15 protein-coding genes are annotated in these 16302 nt (G+C 63.2%); 3 read left to right on the forward strand and 12 right to left on the reverse strand.

The window, feature by feature from the left end; genetic code table 11:
- Nucleotides 1-32: 32 nt before the first annotated feature.
- The 4 genes from HDIA_RS23330 to mnmE form a co-directional block, all read right to left on the reverse strand.
- Complete coding sequence (locus HDIA_RS23330; RefSeq protein WP_099558404.1) at nt 33-869, reverse strand: ParA family protein; 837 nt, start codon at nt 867-869, stop codon at nt 33-35.
- Nucleotides 870-1006: 137 nt separating this feature from the next.
- The gene (rsmG, locus tag HDIA_RS23335; RefSeq protein WP_245884053.1) at nt 1007-1678 is read right to left on the reverse strand and encodes a 16S rRNA (guanine(527)-N(7))-methyltransferase RsmG; all 672 of its coding nucleotides are present in this window, start codon (nt 1676-1678) and stop codon (nt 1007-1009) included.
- Entirely contained in the window at nt 1678-3561 is a 1884-nt protein-coding gene (gene mnmG / locus HDIA_RS23340; protein ID WP_099558405.1) for a tRNA uridine-5-carboxymethylaminomethyl(34) synthesis enzyme MnmG, read from the reverse strand. The genes rsmG and mnmG overlap by 1 nt, the downstream gene beginning before the upstream one ends.
- Before the next feature lie 274 nt (nt 3562-3835).
- On the reverse strand, nt 3836-5173 hold the full coding sequence (gene mnmE / locus HDIA_RS23345; RefSeq protein ID WP_099558406.1) for a tRNA uridine-5-carboxymethylaminomethyl(34) synthesis GTPase MnmE: 1338 nt from the start codon (nt 5171-5173) through the stop codon (nt 3836-3838).
- 107 nt (nt 5174-5280) lie between these two features.
- Between mnmE and HDIA_RS23350 the strand changes: the two genes are divergently transcribed.
- Complete coding sequence (locus HDIA_RS23350) at nt 5281-7281, forward strand: thioredoxin domain-containing protein (RefSeq protein ID WP_099558407.1); 2001 nt, start codon at nt 5281-5283, stop codon at nt 7279-7281.
- Nucleotides 7282-7373: 92 nt separating this feature from the next.
- On the opposite strand, the gene rho is transcribed toward HDIA_RS23350, so the two are convergent.
- From rho to hemE, 3 genes are all read right to left on the reverse strand, one after another.
- On the reverse strand, nt 7374-8639 hold the full coding sequence (gene rho, locus HDIA_RS23355; protein WP_099558408.1) for a transcription termination factor Rho: 1266 nt from the start codon (nt 8637-8639) through the stop codon (nt 7374-7376).
- A gap of 324 nt (nt 8640-8963) precedes the next feature.
- Complete coding sequence (gene hemJ, locus HDIA_RS23360) at nt 8964-9386, reverse strand: protoporphyrinogen oxidase HemJ (protein WP_099558409.1); 423 nt, start codon at nt 9384-9386, stop codon at nt 8964-8966.
- Nucleotides 9387-9446: 60 nt separating this feature from the next.
- On the reverse strand, nt 9447-10490 hold the full coding sequence (hemE, locus tag HDIA_RS23365) for a uroporphyrinogen decarboxylase (protein ID WP_099558410.1): 1044 nt from the start codon (nt 10488-10490) through the stop codon (nt 9447-9449).
- A gap of 526 nt (nt 10491-11016) precedes the next feature.
- Here hemE and HDIA_RS23370 point away from each other — a divergent pair.
- Entirely contained in the window at nt 11017-11859 is an 843-nt protein-coding gene (locus tag HDIA_RS23370) for a pyruvate, water dikinase regulatory protein (protein WP_099559119.1), read from the forward strand.
- Between the two features lie 4 nt (nt 11860-11863).
- Here the strand turns inward: HDIA_RS23370 and HDIA_RS23375 are convergent, their stop codons facing one another.
- The gene (locus tag HDIA_RS23375; RefSeq protein WP_099558411.1) at nt 11864-12520 is read right to left on the reverse strand and encodes a nucleoside/nucleotide kinase family protein; all 657 of its coding nucleotides are present in this window, start codon (nt 12518-12520) and stop codon (nt 11864-11866) included.
- 242 nt (nt 12521-12762) lie between these two features.
- Here HDIA_RS23375 and secB point away from each other — a divergent pair, with 242 nt between their 5' ends.
- The gene (gene secB / locus HDIA_RS23380; RefSeq protein WP_099558412.1) at nt 12763-13266 is read left to right on the forward strand and encodes a protein-export chaperone SecB; all 504 of its coding nucleotides are present in this window, start codon (nt 12763-12765) and stop codon (nt 13264-13266) included.
- 45 nt (nt 13267-13311) lie between these two features.
- On the opposite strand, the gene dnaQ is transcribed toward secB, so the two are convergent.
- The 4 genes from dnaQ to HDIA_RS23400 form a co-directional block, all read right to left on the reverse strand.
- Complete coding sequence (gene dnaQ, locus HDIA_RS23385) at nt 13312-14034, reverse strand: DNA polymerase III subunit epsilon (RefSeq protein ID WP_099558413.1); 723 nt, start codon at nt 14032-14034, stop codon at nt 13312-13314.
- Nucleotides 14035-14113: 79 nt separating this feature from the next.
- Nucleotides 14114-14719: a dephospho-CoA kinase gene (gene coaE, locus HDIA_RS23390; RefSeq protein ID WP_099558414.1), complete on the reverse strand. Its 606-nt coding sequence runs from the start codon at nt 14717-14719 to the stop codon at nt 14114-14116.
- Entirely contained in the window at nt 14716-15564 is an 849-nt protein-coding gene (locus tag HDIA_RS23395; protein ID WP_099558416.1) for a shikimate dehydrogenase, read from the reverse strand. The genes coaE and HDIA_RS23395 overlap by 4 nt, the downstream gene beginning before the upstream one ends.
- Nucleotides 15561-16157: a Maf-like protein gene (locus tag HDIA_RS23400; RefSeq protein ID WP_099558418.1), complete on the reverse strand. Its 597-nt coding sequence runs from the start codon at nt 16155-16157 to the stop codon at nt 15561-15563. Before HDIA_RS23400 ends, HDIA_RS23395 begins: the two co-directional genes overlap by 4 nt.
- Nucleotides 16158-16302 lie beyond the last annotated feature (145 nt).

The following is a 16302-nucleotide window of genomic DNA, read 5'->3' on the forward strand; positions in this document are numbered from 1 at the left end:
CCTCCACATCCGCCGCTTCATACGCCCGCTGATCACGCCGCGGTCTTCAGCCGGCGCTCGCGCTGGATGATTTCCGATGCCAGTTTCAGATAGGCCTGGCTGCCCGTGCACTTGAGATCATAGAGAAGGGCCGGCTTGCCATAGGACGGCGCTTCCGACACCCGCACATTGCGCGGGATGATCGTCTCGTAGACCGCCTCGCCCATGTGGGTGCGCACATCGGCCACGACCTGGTTGGAAAGGTTGTTGCGCGCGTCGAACATCGTCAGCACGATGCCATGGATCGACAGGGTCGGGTTCAGGGTCCGCTTGACCTGCTCGACCGTCTGCAGCAGCTGCGACAGACCTTCCAGCGCGAAGAACTCGCATTGCAACGGCACCAGGATCGAATGGGCCGCGCTCATGGCGTTGATGGTGAGAAGGTTGAGCGACGGCGGGCAGTCGACCAGGACGTAGGAAAACCGCTTGGCCGTCTTGCCCTGGATGTCCCGTTCGCAGGCCGAGACGTGATCGGCAATCGCGTTGCGCAGCCGGAAGGCCCGGTCTTGCTCGCGCGCGATCTCCAACTCGACACCCAGGTTGTCGAGGGTCGAGGGCGAGACGGACAGCCGCGGCACCACCGTCTCCACGATGGTTTCCGCCAGCGTCGCTTCGCCGATCAGCAGATCGTAGGTCGAAATCTTTCGCGACGCCCGGTCGATCCCGAGACCCGTCGAGGCATTGCCCTGCGGGTCGAGATCGACGATCAGAACCTCCTCGCCGATCGCGGCAAGGGCGGTTCCAAGGTTGATCGCCGTGGTCGTCTTGCCGACGCCGCCCTTCTGGTTGGCGAGCGCGAGAACACGCGGATGCTCTGGCAGCTGGTTCATCGAAGCCTCTTCTCCATCACCGGGCCGCCTGTTTGCCAGGCCATGCCCGCGAACGGCCCATTGCCGCTTTCCGATCACCGTTCTCCGGCCTTGGGCCTCATGGTCCGGAGTCAGAATCCCTTATCGCCGGTGCGCCTTCAGGCACTCCGTGATGTCTCGGCTCTCATGTGTCTGACATTGCGAAGGACGGCAATCGTTCCGCCGGGATCGGTCTTGCTCTGATGTTGTAGCAGATCGAAAGCCCAAGATTGAGTGGTTTCCGCAAGCTCGGACGCAAAATCTTGTCCTTTGTGGAAAACGCCGGTCGCCCCGCGAACGAGAAACGGCCCCGCCAGATCAAGGAGTTTCGGCAGGCTCGCAAGCGCCCTTGCCGACACCGCATCGATGGATCCGAGTCGATCCGCATATCGTTGCGCAAACGATTCGATCCGATCGGGATGCACCGTGACCGGCAGGGAAAGCTCCCGCGCGACGGTCCTGAGGAACGCGGCCTTGCGCTGGTTGCTCTCGACGAGATGCACCTCGGCCTGTGGATCATTGGCAATCAGGATCGCCGTGACGAGGCCGGGAAAGCCCGCACCCGATCCAATATCGACCCAGCGCCGCGCCTCCGGCAGGGCCGCGAGCGCCTGCGCACTGTCGGCGACATGCCGCGACCAGAGGACATCGAGCGCAGCCGGAGCCACGAGATTTTTCGCCGTCTGCCATTTGCGGACAAGGTCGACGTAAACCGCGAGACGTTCGCGGGCAACGTCGTCGACCTCGACGATCCCCTCAAGCGCCTCCGGACCTTCCGGCATGGATGCCATCACGCGGCTCCCTTTGCCGGTTGACGGTCTCTCTTGCGCACATGTGCCAGGAGCAGCGTCAGCGCCGCCGGCGTGATGCCGTCGATGCGCGACGCCTGGCCGAGCGTTACGGGACGGACGACTTCAAGCCTCTGGCGGGCCTCGTTGGAAAGACCGACGACGGCGCCGTAATCGAGATCGGGATCGATGCCGAGCGCCTCGTCACGCTGGAAGGCGGCGATGTCAGCCTCCTGGCGGCCGAGATAAACCGCATAGAGCGCCTCGGTCTCCAGCTGCTCGCGCGTCCGTTCCGAAAGCGAATCGAATTCCGGCCAGATCGCGGCCACCCGCGTACAGTCGATGTCGGCATAGGAGAGAAGATCATAGGCCGACCGGCGGATGCCATCCTGATTGAGCTGAATACCCTTCGACACCGCCTGGGCAGGCGTGACGTTCAGCGACTTCGCCATCGTCCGGGCCGCATCGAGAGAAGCCATGTCACGCGAGAAGGCCGACGCTCGCTCCCCTCCCACAAGGCCTAGATCGACCCCATAGGCCGTCAGGCGCTGGTCGGCATTGTCGGCCCTCAATGTCAGGCGATATTCGGCGCGAGAGGTGAACATGCGATAGGGCTCGCTGACACCGCGCGTCACGAGGTCGTCGACCATGACGCCGAGATAGGCCGTGGAGCGGTCGATCACGACCGGCTCGCTCTCGCCAGCCCGGCGTGCGGCGTTGAGGCCAGCCAGAAGACCCTGTGCGCCGGCCTCCTCATAGCCGGTCGTTCCGTTGATCTGCCCGGCAAGAAACAGGCCGCGCTGCCTCTTCACCTCCAGCGTCGGCAAGAGCTCGCGCGGATCGACATGGTCGTATTCGATCGCGTAGCCCGGCTGCAGGATACGCACGGTCTCCAAACCGGGGATCGTCTTCAGGAGGGCCTCCTGGGCGTCCTCCGGCAGGGACGTTGAAATCCCGTTGGGATAGATGGTGTCATCGTCGAGCCCTTCCGGCTCGAGAAAAATCTGGTGACCGTCGCGATCGCCGAAGCGAACGATCTTGTCCTCGATCGACGGGCAGTAGCGCGGCCCCCGGCTCTCGATCCGGCCGGAATACATCGCCGAGCGATTGAGGTTTGCCCGGATCACATCATGGGTCGCCGGCGTCGTCCGGGTGATGTGACAGGGCACCTGCGGCGTGGTGATCGCCGCTGTCATCGTGGAGAAGGGCGTCGGCGGTGTGTCGCCCGGCTGTTCTTCAAGGCTCGCCCAGTCGATGGTCCGGCCGTCGAGTCGCGGCGGCGTACCGGTCTTGAGACGGCCGAGCGAGAGGCCGAGCCGAGCCAGCGTCGCGGACAACCCCATCGCCGGAGCCTCGCCAACCCGGCCGGCCGGCGTGGTCTTGTCGCCGATGTGGATGAGGCCGCGCAGGAATGTCCCGGTCGTCAGCACAACGGTCGCCGTGCGGATCGAGCGCCCGTCCGACAGCAGCACCGAACGGATATGACCGTCAGCACCGATGTCGAGATCATCAACCTCACCCTCAATCACGTCGAGGCCGTGGATCATCCTGATCTCCGCCTGCATTGCCTCGCGATAGAGTTTGCGATCAGCCTGTGCCCTCGGTCCTCGCACCGCCGGACCCTTGCGGCGATTGAGCAGACGAAACTGGATGCCGGCGCGATCGGCCACACGGCCCATCAAGCCATCCAGGGCATCGATCTCACGGACAAGATGGCCCTTGCCGAGACCGCCGATGGCCGGATTACAGGACATCACGCCGATGGTGGCGAAGCGATGAGTCACGAGCGCGGTGCGGGCACCGGCACGGGCCGAGGCGGCTGCCGCCTCCGTACCTGCGTGACCGCCACCGATCACCACCACGTCATACTGCGAGGTCTGAGTCATTGAAGCTGAACCTGGGGACGAGAGGCAGCGGCGGAAAATGGTCTCCGCACTGCGCCCGCCAATGTCATGATTGAGCCCAGCTTCTACCTGAATCGCCCATCACCGTCAAAATGATGGACCCTCGAACGCCGAATGCCTGTTTCACGTGAAACATTTCGAAGGCGAATCGGAATCCGGTCATCGCGACCGAAGCGGAGCGCAATTCACAAATTCACAGGTGTTTCACGTGAAACATCCACAGCGCGCCTGCTTCATTCCGATAGCGAATCCAACGCTATTTGCCCACGCAAAAGCTAGCGAAAATGACCCCCAGCACATCTTCCACGCCAATTCGTCCAGACAATATCCCGAGGATATCCCCAGCTTCGCGCAAATGCTCCGCTCTCAACTCCAGCGGCAAATGATCTCCCTTCACGCCGATATCCAGCGCCGCCAGAAAATCCTCAAGGCACCGGCGCTGGCGCTCCCGGGTGACAATCGATGGCGTGGTGGGCGCCTGCTCCGCCAGGAACGCGCCAATCGATCGGATCAGATCGTCAAGCCCCTCCCCGCTCCGCACCGAGATGGAATGCTCAACCTCTGACGGATTTACCCAACCCTCCCGAACCAGATCGCGCTTCGTCTGCACCGCCCAGACAGGCCGGCGCTGAGACCGCAGGTCGGCCGGTGCCGGCTCACCAGTCTCCGTCAGCCAGAGCACGAGATCAGCATGCTCGGCCCGCTGCCGGGCGCGCCGAATGCCCTCGGCCTCGATCACGTCAGCCCCTTCGCGCAGGCCAGCCGTATCGACGAGCGTCACAGGATAGCCTCCAAGATCGAGGTGAACCTCCAGGCTGTCCCGCGTGGTGCCAGGGATATCCGTGACGATGGCGACATCGCGCCGGCTGAGGGCATTGAGGAGGCTGGACTTGCCGGCATTGGGCGGACCGACCAGAGCCACCTCGAAGCCGCTTCGAAGACGCTCGCCGAAATGGGCGCCGACAAGATGGCCGCGCACCTCATCGGCAAGATCGCCCATGTCCGACCAGATGCTGTCGGCCACCGACCCGGGCACATCTTCCTCGTCGGAAAAATCGAGTTCCGCCTCGATCATCGCCCGTGCGTGGAGCAGCCGCGAACGCCAGCCTTCCACGAGCACTGCCAGCCCGCCATCCGCCTGCCGCAGGGCCTGCCGGCGCTGAGCCTCCGTCTCGGCATCGATCAGGTCGGCGATGCCCTCCACCTCCGTGAGATCGAGCTTGCCGTTCTCGAACGCCCGACGCGTGAAGTCTCCCGCCTGCGCAAGGCGAAGCCCATCCAGCGATCCAAAAGCCCGCAGCATGGCCGCGACGACGGCACGGCCACCATGCAGATGCAATTCGGCCATATCCTCCCCGGTAGCGCTGGCCGGCCCTTCGAAGAAGATGAGGAGACCCCGGTCGATCAGTCCGCCATCCGCCGGGTCGCGAAAGGCGCGAAGCACAGCGCGGCGCGGCGGTGGCACGGAACCCGAAATCTTTTCGAGTCCGAATCGAACGCGCGGACCGCTCAGCCGTATGACCGCAATGCCGGAGGGCGGTGCGCCGGACGACAAGGCAAAGATCGTATCCGTCGTTTCATCGGCATGAACCATGCCGGGTCTCCTGTCTTCTATCGCGGGTGCAAAGCCGTTAGCTTCGGGCCGTCGCCGCGCCAGCCAATGCCACGTTCAGGCCAAGATGAGAAGAGGACGCGATCAGGATGACCAATCGCCTCGCTGGAGAAACCAGCCCCTATCTCCTGCAGCATGCGGATAACCCGGTCGACTGGTGGCCTTGGAACGCCGAGGCTCTTGCCCATGCAAGGGATGCCGGCAAGCCCATCCTGCTGTCGATCGGCTACGCCGCCTGCCACTGGTGCCATGTCATGGCCCATGAGAGCTTCGAGGACAGCGAGACGGCAGACCTCATGAACCGGCTCTTCGTCAACATCAAGGTCGACCGCGAAGAGCGCCCGGACATCGACCAGATCTACATGTCCGCCCTGCAGGCCCTTGGCGTGCCGGGCGGCTGGCCGCTGACGATGTTCCTCACGCCCGATGGCGCTCCCTTCTGGGGCGGGACCTATTTCCCGAAGGTCGGACGCTATGGCCAACCTGCCTTTGCCGACGTCCTCAACGGCATTGTCGCGACGATGGCCTCCAAGCCCGACGACGTCGGCCAGAATCGCGACGCGTTGCTGCATCACCTGCGTAAGAAACGCCAACAGCGCGGCACTAGGCTCGACGGCCAGATGCTCGACCTTGCCGCCGACAAGCTGTTCTCCATCATGGATGCCGTCAACGGCGGCTTCCAGGGCGCACCGAAATTCCCGCAGGTCATGGTTCTCGATCTTCTCTGGCGGATCGGCCTGCGCCGGCCGGAGCCGAAGTTCGTCAGCGTGGTGGAACATACCCTGGAGCGCATTTCGAACGGCGGAATCTACGACCATCTCGGCGGTGGCTATTCGCGCTATTCCGTCGACGAGAGATGGCTCGCACCGCATTTCGAAAAAATGCTCTACGACAACGGCCTGCTGCTGGAGCTTCTTGCCCGCGCCTGCCGAAAGTCCGGGTCGGAACTGTTTCGTCGCCGAATCGAGGAGACGGTCACCTGGCTGCTGCGCGACATGGCTCTCGAGGGCGGGGCCTTTGCCGCCAGTCTGGATGCCGACTCCGAGGGCGAGGAGGGTCGCGCCTATGTCTGGTCCCGCGAGGAGGTGGAAGACATCCTCGGCGCGGGGGCCGATGACTTCTGCGGCGTCTACGACGTCACGGCCGGCGGCAACTGGGAAGGCCACAACATTCTCAATCGGCTCGCCTCCCATGGCGGGCCATTGACGGAAGACCAGCTGGCGCCCCTGAGGCAGAAACTTCTGGAGCACCGCAACAGGCGCGTCCAGCCCGGGCGTGACGACAAGTGTCTTGCCGACTGGAACGGCCTGGCCATTGCCGGTCTCGCCGAAGTCGCCATCGCCCTCGATCGTCCCGACTGGCTCGACGCTGCAAAATGCGCCTATCGTTTTGTCGCCGATTCAATGCAGAAGGATGGACGGCTCTGCCACAGTGCACGCGGCGCGCAGCGCGTCTTCCCCGGAATGGCGACGGACCATGCCAACATGGCCAAGGCCGCCCTTGCCTTGCACCAGGCGACCTTCGATCCCGTCTATATCGACGATGCCAGCCGTTGGATCGAAGAGCTCGACCGGCATTATCAGGCCGAGGATGGCAGCTACTGCCTTTCCGCCGACGATGCCGACGATCTCATCGTCCGGCCGCAATCAGTGATGGACGAAGCAACGCCGAATGCCAACGGCATTGCAGCCGGGATTTCGGTGGACCTCTATCTCCTGACCGGCAGGTCCGCGCACCTCGAACGGGCCGACCGCATCCTGGGCTCGGCCGGAACGGCGGTCGGGCGCAATGTCGTCGGAACGGCAAGCCTGATGTCGGCGTTCGCCCGGCGGCTCGATCTGCAAACGGTCGCGATTGTCGGACCATCGGGTCCGGTTCGCGATGACCTTGCAAGAACGGCCAGGCATTATTGGCCGATGGCCGTTCTTTTCGTCGCCGAATCGACCGGCGATCTCGAGGATGGACATCCGGCCGCCGGCAAGACCGCCATCGAAGGATTGCCCACCGCCTATGTCTGTTCCGGCCAGCAATGCTCGTTGCCGATCCACGAGCCTGAAGAGCTCGCCGCCCTGGCCGTCAACGCACTCTAGTCCCGAGACATCCGACGCAAAAAGGCCGCCGGACATGACGCCCGGCGGCCTTTGTTTTGAATCCGAATCGATGATCCGTCCGATCGTGTCGATCAGGTATTCATGGAATCGAAGAAGTCGCTGTTGCTTCTCGTCTGCCGCAGCTTGTCGAGCAAAAATTCCACCGCGTCGGTCGTCCCCATGGGATTGAGGATACGCCGCAGAACGAAGGTCTTCTTGAGCTTGTCCGGAGGCACCAGAAGGTCCTCCTTGCGGGTACCGGAGCGCTGGATATCGATCGCCGGGAAGACGCGCTTGTCGGAGATCTTCCGGTCGAGGATGATTTCCGAGTTGCCGGTGCCCTTGAACTCTTCGAAGATCACTTCGTCCATGCGGCTGCCGGTGTCGATCAGCGCGGTCGCGATGATCGTCAGCGATCCGCCTTCCTCGATGTTACGGGCCGCGCCGAAGAAACGCTTCGGGCGCTGCAGGGCATTGGCGTCGACACCGCCGGTCAGCACCTTGCCGGAGGACGGCACGACGGTGTTGTAGGCGCGGCCGAGACGGGTGATCGAATCGAGCAGGATGACGACATCGCGTCCATGCTCGACGAGGCGCTTGGCCTTCTCGATCACCATTTCGGCGACCTGGACGTGGCGGGCGGCCGGCTCGTCAAAGGTCGAGGAGACAACCTCGCCCTTCACCGAACGCTGCATGTCGGTGACTTCTTCCGGACGCTCGTCGATCAGGAGAACGATCAGATAGCATTCCGGATGGTTGGTCGTGATCGAATGGGCGATGTTCTGAAGCAGCACCGTCTTGCCGGTCCGCGGCGGCGCGACGATCAGCGCGCGCTGGCCCTTGCCGAGCGGTGCGACCAGATCGATGATCCGCGCCGACAGGTCCTTCGGCGTCGTTCCCTCGACCTCCATCCGGAAGCGCTCGTCCGGATAGAGCGGCGTCAGGTTGTCGAAGTGGACCTTGTGGCGGGCCTTGTCCGGATCCTCGAAATTGACGGTGTTGACCTTGAGGAGCGCGAAGTAGCGTTCGCCTTCCTTCGGGCTGCGGATCTGGCCCTCGACCGTGTCACCCGTGCGCAGCGAAAACCGCCGGATCTGGGAGGGCGACACGTAGATGTCGTCCGGACCCGGAAGATAGTTGGCATCCGGAGAGCGCAGGAATCCGAAGCCGTCCTGCAGCACTTCGACAACGCCTTCGCCGATGATGTCGACGTCCTGGGCGGCCAGCTGCTTCAGGATGGCAAACATCAGTTCCTGTTTGCGCATGGTGGAGGCGTTCTCGACCTCCAGTTCCTCCGCGACCGTCAGCAGTTCGGTCGGCGTCTTGGATTTCAGATCCTGGAGTTTCATCTCCGGCATAAATCGTTCGCTCGCTCAGTGTGAAAATTCGCAATCGCAGGCTTGTGGGCAGGCGATCAGATAGAAGGTTGGAGACGGCTTCACCCCTAAATCTATCGGAAGTGAGCCGGAACAGGAGAGTGCTTGGGCGGAGCTTTCGGGACCGCAGACTGGGTCATCAGGTCCGCCGCCCTGCCAATGTCGGCGCCGGAGATCGGACGGCACGTTCGATTTGATCGAACAGCCATGCTTCGCCCGGCGACCCAGTCCATATGAACAGAGACACGATTCGTATAGTCGCTTTGCTCGCCAATCACAAGACCAGCATTTCTGCGGATGGTGCGATCAAAACGGTTTCAACACCACTAGAAGCACGATGCCCACCAGAAGAAGCGTCGGCACCTCGTTGATCATCCGGTAAAACCGGGCGGTATGCCTATTCTGATCCTTGGCGAAATCTTTGACCCATTTCGCGCACAGCCCATGGAAGCCGGACAGGATGACCACAAGCAGAAGCTTGGCATGGAGCCAGCCCGACAGAAAGAAACCGCCTTCGTAGGCCGTCCAGAGACCAAAAACCCAAGTTGAAATCATGGCCGGCGTCATGATCGCCTTGAGAAGACGGCGTTCCATGACCTTGAAGGTCTCGGACTTGTCCGATCCGGCCACGGCATCAGCATGATAGACAAACAGCCGCGGCAGATAAAAGGTTCCGGCCATCCAGGCGATGACGGAAATGATATGGAGAGCCTTCAGCCAGTCATACATCGTCCGTCGCCCCGTCTATCGCGTCCCGCTCATTGCCTTCAAAACTCTGTGACAGCCCGCTCAGACCGGTTCTCCGCGAACCCGCCGGACCATTCGCTCCACGTTCTCGACAGGGGCGTCAGGCGTGATGCCGTGGCCGAGATTGAAGATGAACGGCCCGTCCGAAAAAGCCTCAAGCACCATGTCCACGCCGCGGTCCAGCGCATCTCCGCCGACGATCAGCCGCATCGGGTCGAGATTGCCCTGGATCGCGACAGCCTTCTGAACCTCGTTGCGGGCAAAATCGAACGGCACCGACCAGTCGAGGCCGACCGCATTGACGCCCGTCTCCCGGACATAGAGCGGCAGGAAAGCATTGGCGCCTTTTGGAAAGCCGATGATGCGCGCACCGGGCACCTGCTGGCGCACGCCCTCCACGATCCGGCGCATTGGCTCCATCGCAAAGGCCCTGAAGCCTTCCTCGTCGAGAGCCCCCGCCCAGCTGTCAAAGACCTGGACGGCATCCGCCCCCGCCCTCAACTGGGCGACAAGGTAACGGATCGAAGCCTCGACCAGACGGTCGATCAGGATCGTGAAGGCCTTCCTTTGCCCGAGAGCGGCCCGTCTGGCCGGTCCCTGGTCCGGGGTGCCCCGTCCCGCCACCATATAGGTCGCAACCGTCCAGGGAGCCCCACAGAAGCCGAGAAGCGTTGTCTCGCCCGGAAGAGCCTGCCGGATGCGTGACACGGCCTCCAGCACAGGCTCAAGCTTGCCAAGGACAATCTCCGGATCGAGGTCTTCGACCTTGTCGAAATCGATCGGATCCAGTCTCGGTCCCTCTCCTTCGACGAAACGGACCCGTTGCCCCAGTGCGTCAGGGATGACGAGAATATCCGAAAAGAGAATGGCCCCATCAAAGCCAAAGCGGCGGATCGGCTGGAGTGTGACCTCCGTGGCAAGATCCGGGGAGTAGCAGAGATTGAGAAAGCTTCCCGCCTTGGCACGGGTCTCGCGATATTCGGGCAGGTACCGTCCTGCCTGACGCATCATCCAGAGAGGGGGTCGTTCCAGACGCTCTCCGTCGAGAACACGGATGAGCCTGCGCTTGGGCGCATTGTCTGTCATCGCCGCTTACCCCCAGTCATGAAAACAAAGAATCTTATGATTAGGATTCTTTTTGGTTTCTGTTTGGTGGGTGGATATCAGGGATCGATATGGATTCACAATCCATTCCGATCCGGCCCGTCACGGCGATATGGCGGCACAAATGCAAGGCTGTCGGGACCAATCGTGAGGACAGAAAAATTCCTTATGAATTTCATGTCGTTATGCGATTCATATCGCAGCCGATCCTGTGGATAGGGACTGCAAAGCACCGGAAGGCTGTCAGAAAAGCCGCGCTCGTACCATCTTTCCACAGCGGCGCCGGGAAAAAGCCAGATCGCCCGGACCTGTGGACCGATTTTCGGGTTATCGACAGCCCCGGGACGCTCCGGCGATTCCGGGCCGAGTTGTCAGCCATTTCAGCAAGTCTGGGGAAAACAACGCGGACAACAGCCGAGTTTCAGGAATAAGTCTCTGAAACAAATGAAAAAATTGAAAGACCACTCATGAGATGGCTCAGGATATGCCGACGCCAAGCGAGGGATCGATGACTCAGGCCAAGACCTATTTCCATCTCCACCTGATTTCGGATTCCACCGGAGAAACGCTCCTGACGGTCGGCCGCGCCGTCTCGGCCCGCTACGAGAACATCGTCGCCATCGAGCATGTCTACCCGCTGGTGCGGACCGCCCGCCATCTGGAAAGGGTGATCGAGGACATCGAGGCCTCGCCCGGCATCGTTCTCTATACGATCGTCGACAGGGACCTGTCGCAGCGCCTGGAAAAGGCCTGCGCCGAGACCGGATTGCCGGCCGTTTCCGTGCTCGATTCCGTCATCGATGCCTTCCACAAGTTCCTGAATCTGCCGGCAACCTCCAAGGTCGGGGCCCAACATGTCCTTGATTCCGGCTATTTCGATCGCATCGACGCGCTGAATTTCACGATGGCCCACGACGACGGGCAACTGCCGGACGATATCGAGCAGGCCGATGTCGTGATCGTCGGCATCAGCCGGACGTCGAAGACACCGACCAGCATGTATCTGGCGATCCGCGGCGTCAAAGTCGCCAACTTGCCGCTGATCCCGGGGGTTCCGGTGCCCGAAGCGGTCGTCAATGCCAAACGGCCGCTGGTCGTGGGCCTCATCGCCAGTGCCGAAAGCATTCTCCACATTCGCCAGAACCGCCTGCTGGCCCTTGGCGCCGGTTCGCAGCCAAGCAACTATGTCGACCGCGCGACCATCGCCAGGGAGGTGGGGCAGGCGCGCAGCCTGTTCGTCGAGCACAAGTGGCCGGTGATAGACGTTACCCGCCGCTCGATCGAGGAAACGTCCACCGCCATCCTTTCGCTCCTGAACCAGCATCGTTACGGCGAGGACCAGACGACCTGAAGGTTCAGGCAGACCCGGGCAAGGCGTCCTCCGCGCCAAGGACGATGTCCGCTGGCCGGCTCGATCGAAGAACGGTCAGGGCGTTCGGAAGGTCATTCTCGTCGATCTTGTGCTTGCGCTCCTCCGCCGTCAGCCCGAATCCGATCCAGCGCTCGGTGAGGCGCTGCCGCAGGAGATCCTCGTCAGCCTCGATCATGACGGTGAGGTCGAAGGAGGCCGCCAGTTCCGGCCAGGGCTTCTGGTCCAGCAGCAGGTAGTTGCCCTCGACGACGATGTGACGCACCGAGGCGGGAATGACGGCCGCTCCCGCCCGGGCAATCTCCACCGCACGGTCGAACAGTGGCACGGCAATCTCCGCCTCGCGGTTCTCCCTGAGGCGACCGAGCATGGCCTTCAGACCGCCGACATCGAAGGTGTTGGGCGAGCCCTTGCGCGGACGCAGCCCGCGCGGCACCAGCACCCAGTCGTCATAATGATAGCCGTCCATCGGCAAGAGCGCGGCCGACCCGTCTTCGCGTGCATTGAGTTCGCGCACGATCCATTCCGCCGTTGTCGACTTTCCGGCGGCCGGAGGCCCGGCGATCGCCGTGATGAAGCGACGATCGCGGCCTTTGTCCTCCAGAAGGTCGACGAGTTGGGAACGGGTGAACTGCTGGGTCATTGCGCTGGCCTCTTGCGCCGCTCGGTCTATCGGCGGGATGGTTGGATGTTGCCGGCCGGGATATCCCGGAACCGTGCAGGATTGACTGGGTCCGAATGCGCTCGCATCTCGGCCGCAACGGGGATCGCGGCTTGATAGGGCAGGGGCCCGCGTGCTAGCCCAAGACGAACCTTGGCGCGGGGTCCTTGTTCTCAAAGGCTGCTGCGCGTTCCCGACGTCCCTTTTTGCGAACGAGATCCGATATGAGCTCTGTCGAGCCCGGCAACAACAGCCAGCCGAGCGCAACCGCGCAGCCCTCCCTCAATGTGGTCGCCCAGTATATCAAGGACCTGTCCTTTGAAAATCCGCGCGCGCCCATGAGCCTCGTGCCGCGCGACAAGGCGCCCTCGATCAACGTCAACGTCAATGTGGTGCCGAAGGCCCGCGCCGAGGGCGAATACGAGGTCGACCTCAAGCTCGAGGCCATGGCCAAGCACGACGACGACGTCGTCTTCGCCCTTGAACTCACCTATGGCGGCGTGTTCCGGGTTCAGAACGTGCCCGAGCAGCACCTGCATGCCTTCGTGATGATCGAATGCCCGCGGATGATCTTCCCCTTCGCGCGCCAGATCATTGCCGAGACGACGCGCAACGGCGGCTTCATGCCTTTGATGATCGATCCGATCGATTTCGTCGCGCTCTACCAGAACTACCTGCAGCGCATGGCCCAGCAGGCCCAGCAGCAGCAGGAAACGCCGGTCAACTGATCGGCTGAACCTGGTTCGAAGGTATTTTGCATCGGCCGGCGGCCTTCAGGCTTCGCCGGCCGTTTCGCTGTCGTCGAGCCACTGGTGCCACATGGCCTTCTCGCCGAGCGTGGCGACGAATTCCTGGTGTGCGACGATTTCCGCCGCGGTCAGGCGCGGCATCAGCGGTTCCGGCCGCTTGCGGGCGGCGAGGCGAAGGCCTGCCCGGTCGCGCACCCGTGCCTCTGCCTCGCTGGTCAGCCCGAGATCGGCCTGCCGTCCGCCCAGAAGCTCGATATAGACTTCGGCCAATAGCTCGCTGTCGAGCAGGGCGCCGTGCTTGGTGCGGCGCGAATTGTCGATGCCATAGCGCGAGCAGAGCGCATCGAGGCTGACGGGCGAGCCCGGATGCTTGCGCCGGGCAAGGGCAAGCGTGTCGATCACGAATTCCGGCGGCACCGAAGACCGGCCCGACTGCTTCAGCTCCATGTTGATGAAGCCCATGTCGAACTGGGCATTGTGGATCACAAGCTTCGCGCCCTCGATGAAGGCGCGGAAATCATCGGCGATGTCGTCGAAGCGGGGCTTGTCGGCGAGGAACTCGGCCGAAAGGCCGTGGACGTTGAAGGCCTCGATCGGCACGTCCCGTTCCGGGTTGATGTAGACGTGATAGGTCCGGCCCGTCGGAAAGCGGTTGACGAGTTCGACGCCGCCGATCTCCACGAGGCGATCGCCGTTGCGGGGATCGAGGCCCGTCGTTTCGGTATCGAGGACGATTTCGCGTTCCATGCCGGTCAATCTTGTCGGAGGTCGGTGAAGCCGGGCGAGATTGGCAGTCCCTATGGCGCGGCGCAATCATGCAGCCGGCTCAGCGCCGCCCTTTCCCCATGTTCCTCGCCGCGAGAGCCGCAAGAATGGCGGCAACATCGGCCCGGGCCTTCTCCAGGCCCTGTCCGCTGTCGACGATGAAGTCCGCCCGTGCCCGCTTTTCGCTGTCCGGCGTCTGGCGGCCGAGGATCGCGGCGAATTTTTCTTCCGTCATCTCGGGGCGGGCAAGAACCCGCGCGCGCTGGATATAGTCTGGCGCGGAAACGACGACGATCGCGTCGACATCTTTGTCCCGGCCGGTCTCGAAGAGCAGGGGAATATCGAGGACGACGACCTCCGCGCCCTTTGCGCGGGCTGCGTCGAGAAAGGCCTTTTCCTCGGCTCTGACAGCCGGATGCACGAGCGCTTCCAGGGCCTTGAGCCGGTCCGGCTCCCCGAGAACGGTGGCTCCGAGCGCCTTGCGGTCGACGACGCCATCCCGGGTCGTGCCGGGAAAAAGGGCTTCGATGTCAGCGGCCAGCGGCCCCGAATAGAGCCGGTGAACGGCTTCGTCGGCGTCATGCACCGGCACACCAGCTTCACGGAACATGGTCGCGGTCGTGGATTTTCCCATGCCGATCGAACCGGTCAGCCCGAGAACGATCACGCGGCGACCCCGAGATCGGACAGGATGAGGTCGCGCAGTTCCGGGGTGACCTTGGGCGTGACGCCGAACCACCGGGCAAAGCCGGGCACGGCCTGGTGCAGGAGCATGCCGAGCCCATCGACGGCGACAAGGCCGTTGCGGCGGGCTTCCCGAAGCAGCGGCGTTTCGAGCGGAACGTAGACCGTGTCGGAGACGACTGCATCCGGCCGGGCCCGCGACAGATCAATCACGAGATCGGGCTGGCCTTTCATGCCGAGCGAGGTCGTGTTGACGATAATGCGCGCGGTCGGCACCAGGAGCGCAATGTTGGACCACGCGGCGGCGCGGGCAACGCCCGGAAACTGCGCTGCGACGGCCTCGGCCTTTTCTTCCGTCCGGTTGACGACGTGGATCGGCGCAAAGCCGCGTGAGGCAAGGCCGTGGACAATGGCCCGCGCTGCGCCGCCAGCGCCGAGCACCAGCGCCGGCCCGGCATCCCTGTCCCAGCCTGGCGCGCTGGTGTCGAGGTTGGCGAGAAAGCCGGTGACATCGGTGTTGGCGCCGTAGAGGAGGCCGTCTTCCAGCCAGATCGTGTTGACCGCCCCGAGTGCCCGCGCCGCCGGGTCGCAGCGCTCGCCGACCGCCGCGAAGGCCGCTTCCTTGTGCGGCAGGGTCACGTTGGCGCCGACGAAGCCGCTGTCGGCGAAATTGGCCAGAAAGGAAGCGATCTCCTGCGGCGGAACCGGAATGAGATCGTAGGAGCCGTCGATGCCATAGGCGTCGAGCCAGCTGCGGTGAATGATCGGCGATCGGGAGTGCGCGACGGGCCAGCCGATGACGCCGGCGCGGGGATGGGTCTTGGTCATGTGTCGATCACGCCTTCTTCCCGAAGAAACCCCAGGAGAGGCAACAGTGGCAAGCCGAGGATGGTGAAATAATCGCCGTCGATGGCCTCGAAGAGCTGGATGCCCATGCCTTCGAGCTGATAGGCGCCGACGCTCGTGAGCGCGCGGTCGCCGACGATTTCCAGATAGTGGCGGATGAAGGCGGGGCTGAGACGGCGTATCGACATCCGCGCCTCGCTGACATGTCGCCAGACGATTTCGCCGCCGCGAGCGCAGGAGACGGCGGAGCTGAGGATATGGGTCCGGCCGGAAAAGGTCATCAGCTGGTCATAGGCGCGGGCAAGGTCGCCCGGCTTGTTGTAGCGCCTGCCGTCGAGCGACAACGTCTGGTCTGCGCCGATGACGAGCGCATCGGGATCTCCGCCGCTGACATCGAGGGCCTTCACGTCGGCCAGCACCTGCGCGATGTCGTCCGGGCCCGCGCCGGTGCCTTCCAGCGTCGATTCCACCGCGCGTTCGTCAACGCTTGCGGCCCGGCGCTCGAAAATGAGCCCGGCATGGGTGAGCAGCGAGGCTCTGGCGGCGCTGTTGGAGGCAAGGACGATACGAACCATGACGCAGACTGGCCGGCGGTCTTCTTCTGTTTGCGGAACCGGATCCGACAATCGGCCCCGTTGGACCGTTCGGAGCGCCTGTCCTACACGATTTTAACTCTTTGCGAGAGTCGATTTCGCTGAAAAGCACGAGAATGCGACGATC

It is taken from the genome of Hartmannibacter diazotrophicus, from assembly GCF_900231165.1.
In the GTDB taxonomy this organism is placed as follows: Bacteria; Pseudomonadota; Alphaproteobacteria; order Rhizobiales; family Pleomorphomonadaceae; genus Hartmannibacter; species Hartmannibacter diazotrophicus.

Bases quoted from the DNA above. Each gene is read 5' to 3' on its own strand.
- HDIA_RS23330 (WP_099558404.1), bottom strand. From the start codon at position 869: ATGAACCAGCTGCCAGAGCATCCGCGTGTTCTCGCGCTCGCCAACCAG.
- rsmG (WP_245884053.1), bottom strand. From the start codon at position 1,678: ATGGCATCCATGCCGGAAGGTCCGGAGGCGCTTGAGGGGATCGTCGAG.
- mnmG (WP_099558405.1), bottom strand. From the start codon at position 3,561: ATGACTCAGACCTCGCAGTATGACGTGGTGGTGATCGGTGGCGGTCAC.
- mnmE (WP_099558406.1), bottom strand. From the start codon at position 5,173: ATGGTTCATGCCGATGAAACGACGGATACGATCTTTGCCTTGTCGTCC.
- HDIA_RS23350 (WP_099558407.1), top strand. From the start codon at position 5,281: ATGACCAATCGCCTCGCTGGAGAAACCAGCCCCTATCTCCTGCAGCAT.
- rho (WP_099558408.1), bottom strand. From the start codon at position 8,639: ATGCCGGAGATGAAACTCCAGGATCTGAAATCCAAGACGCCGACCGAA.
- hemJ (WP_099558409.1), bottom strand. From the start codon at position 9,386: ATGTATGACTGGCTGAAGGCTCTCCATATCATTTCCGTCATCGCCTGG.
- hemE (WP_099558410.1), bottom strand. From the start codon at position 10,490: ATGACAGACAATGCGCCCAAGCGCAGGCTCATCCGTGTTCTCGACGGA.
- HDIA_RS23370 (WP_099559119.1), top strand. From the start codon at position 11,017: ATGACTCAGGCCAAGACCTATTTCCATCTCCACCTGATTTCGGATTCC.
- HDIA_RS23375 (WP_099558411.1), bottom strand. From the start codon at position 12,520: ATGACCCAGCAGTTCACCCGTTCCCAACTCGTCGACCTTCTGGAGGAC.
- secB (WP_099558412.1), top strand. From the start codon at position 12,763: ATGAGCTCTGTCGAGCCCGGCAACAACAGCCAGCCGAGCGCAACCGCG.
- dnaQ (WP_099558413.1), bottom strand. From the start codon at position 14,034: ATGGAACGCGAAATCGTCCTCGATACCGAAACGACGGGCCTCGATCCC.
- HDIA_RS23395 (WP_099558416.1), bottom strand. From the start codon at position 15,564: ATGACCAAGACCCATCCCCGCGCCGGCGTCATCGGCTGGCCCGTCGCG.
- HDIA_RS23400 (WP_099558418.1), bottom strand. From the start codon at position 16,157: ATGGTTCGTATCGTCCTTGCCTCCAACAGCGCCGCCAGAGCCTCGCTG.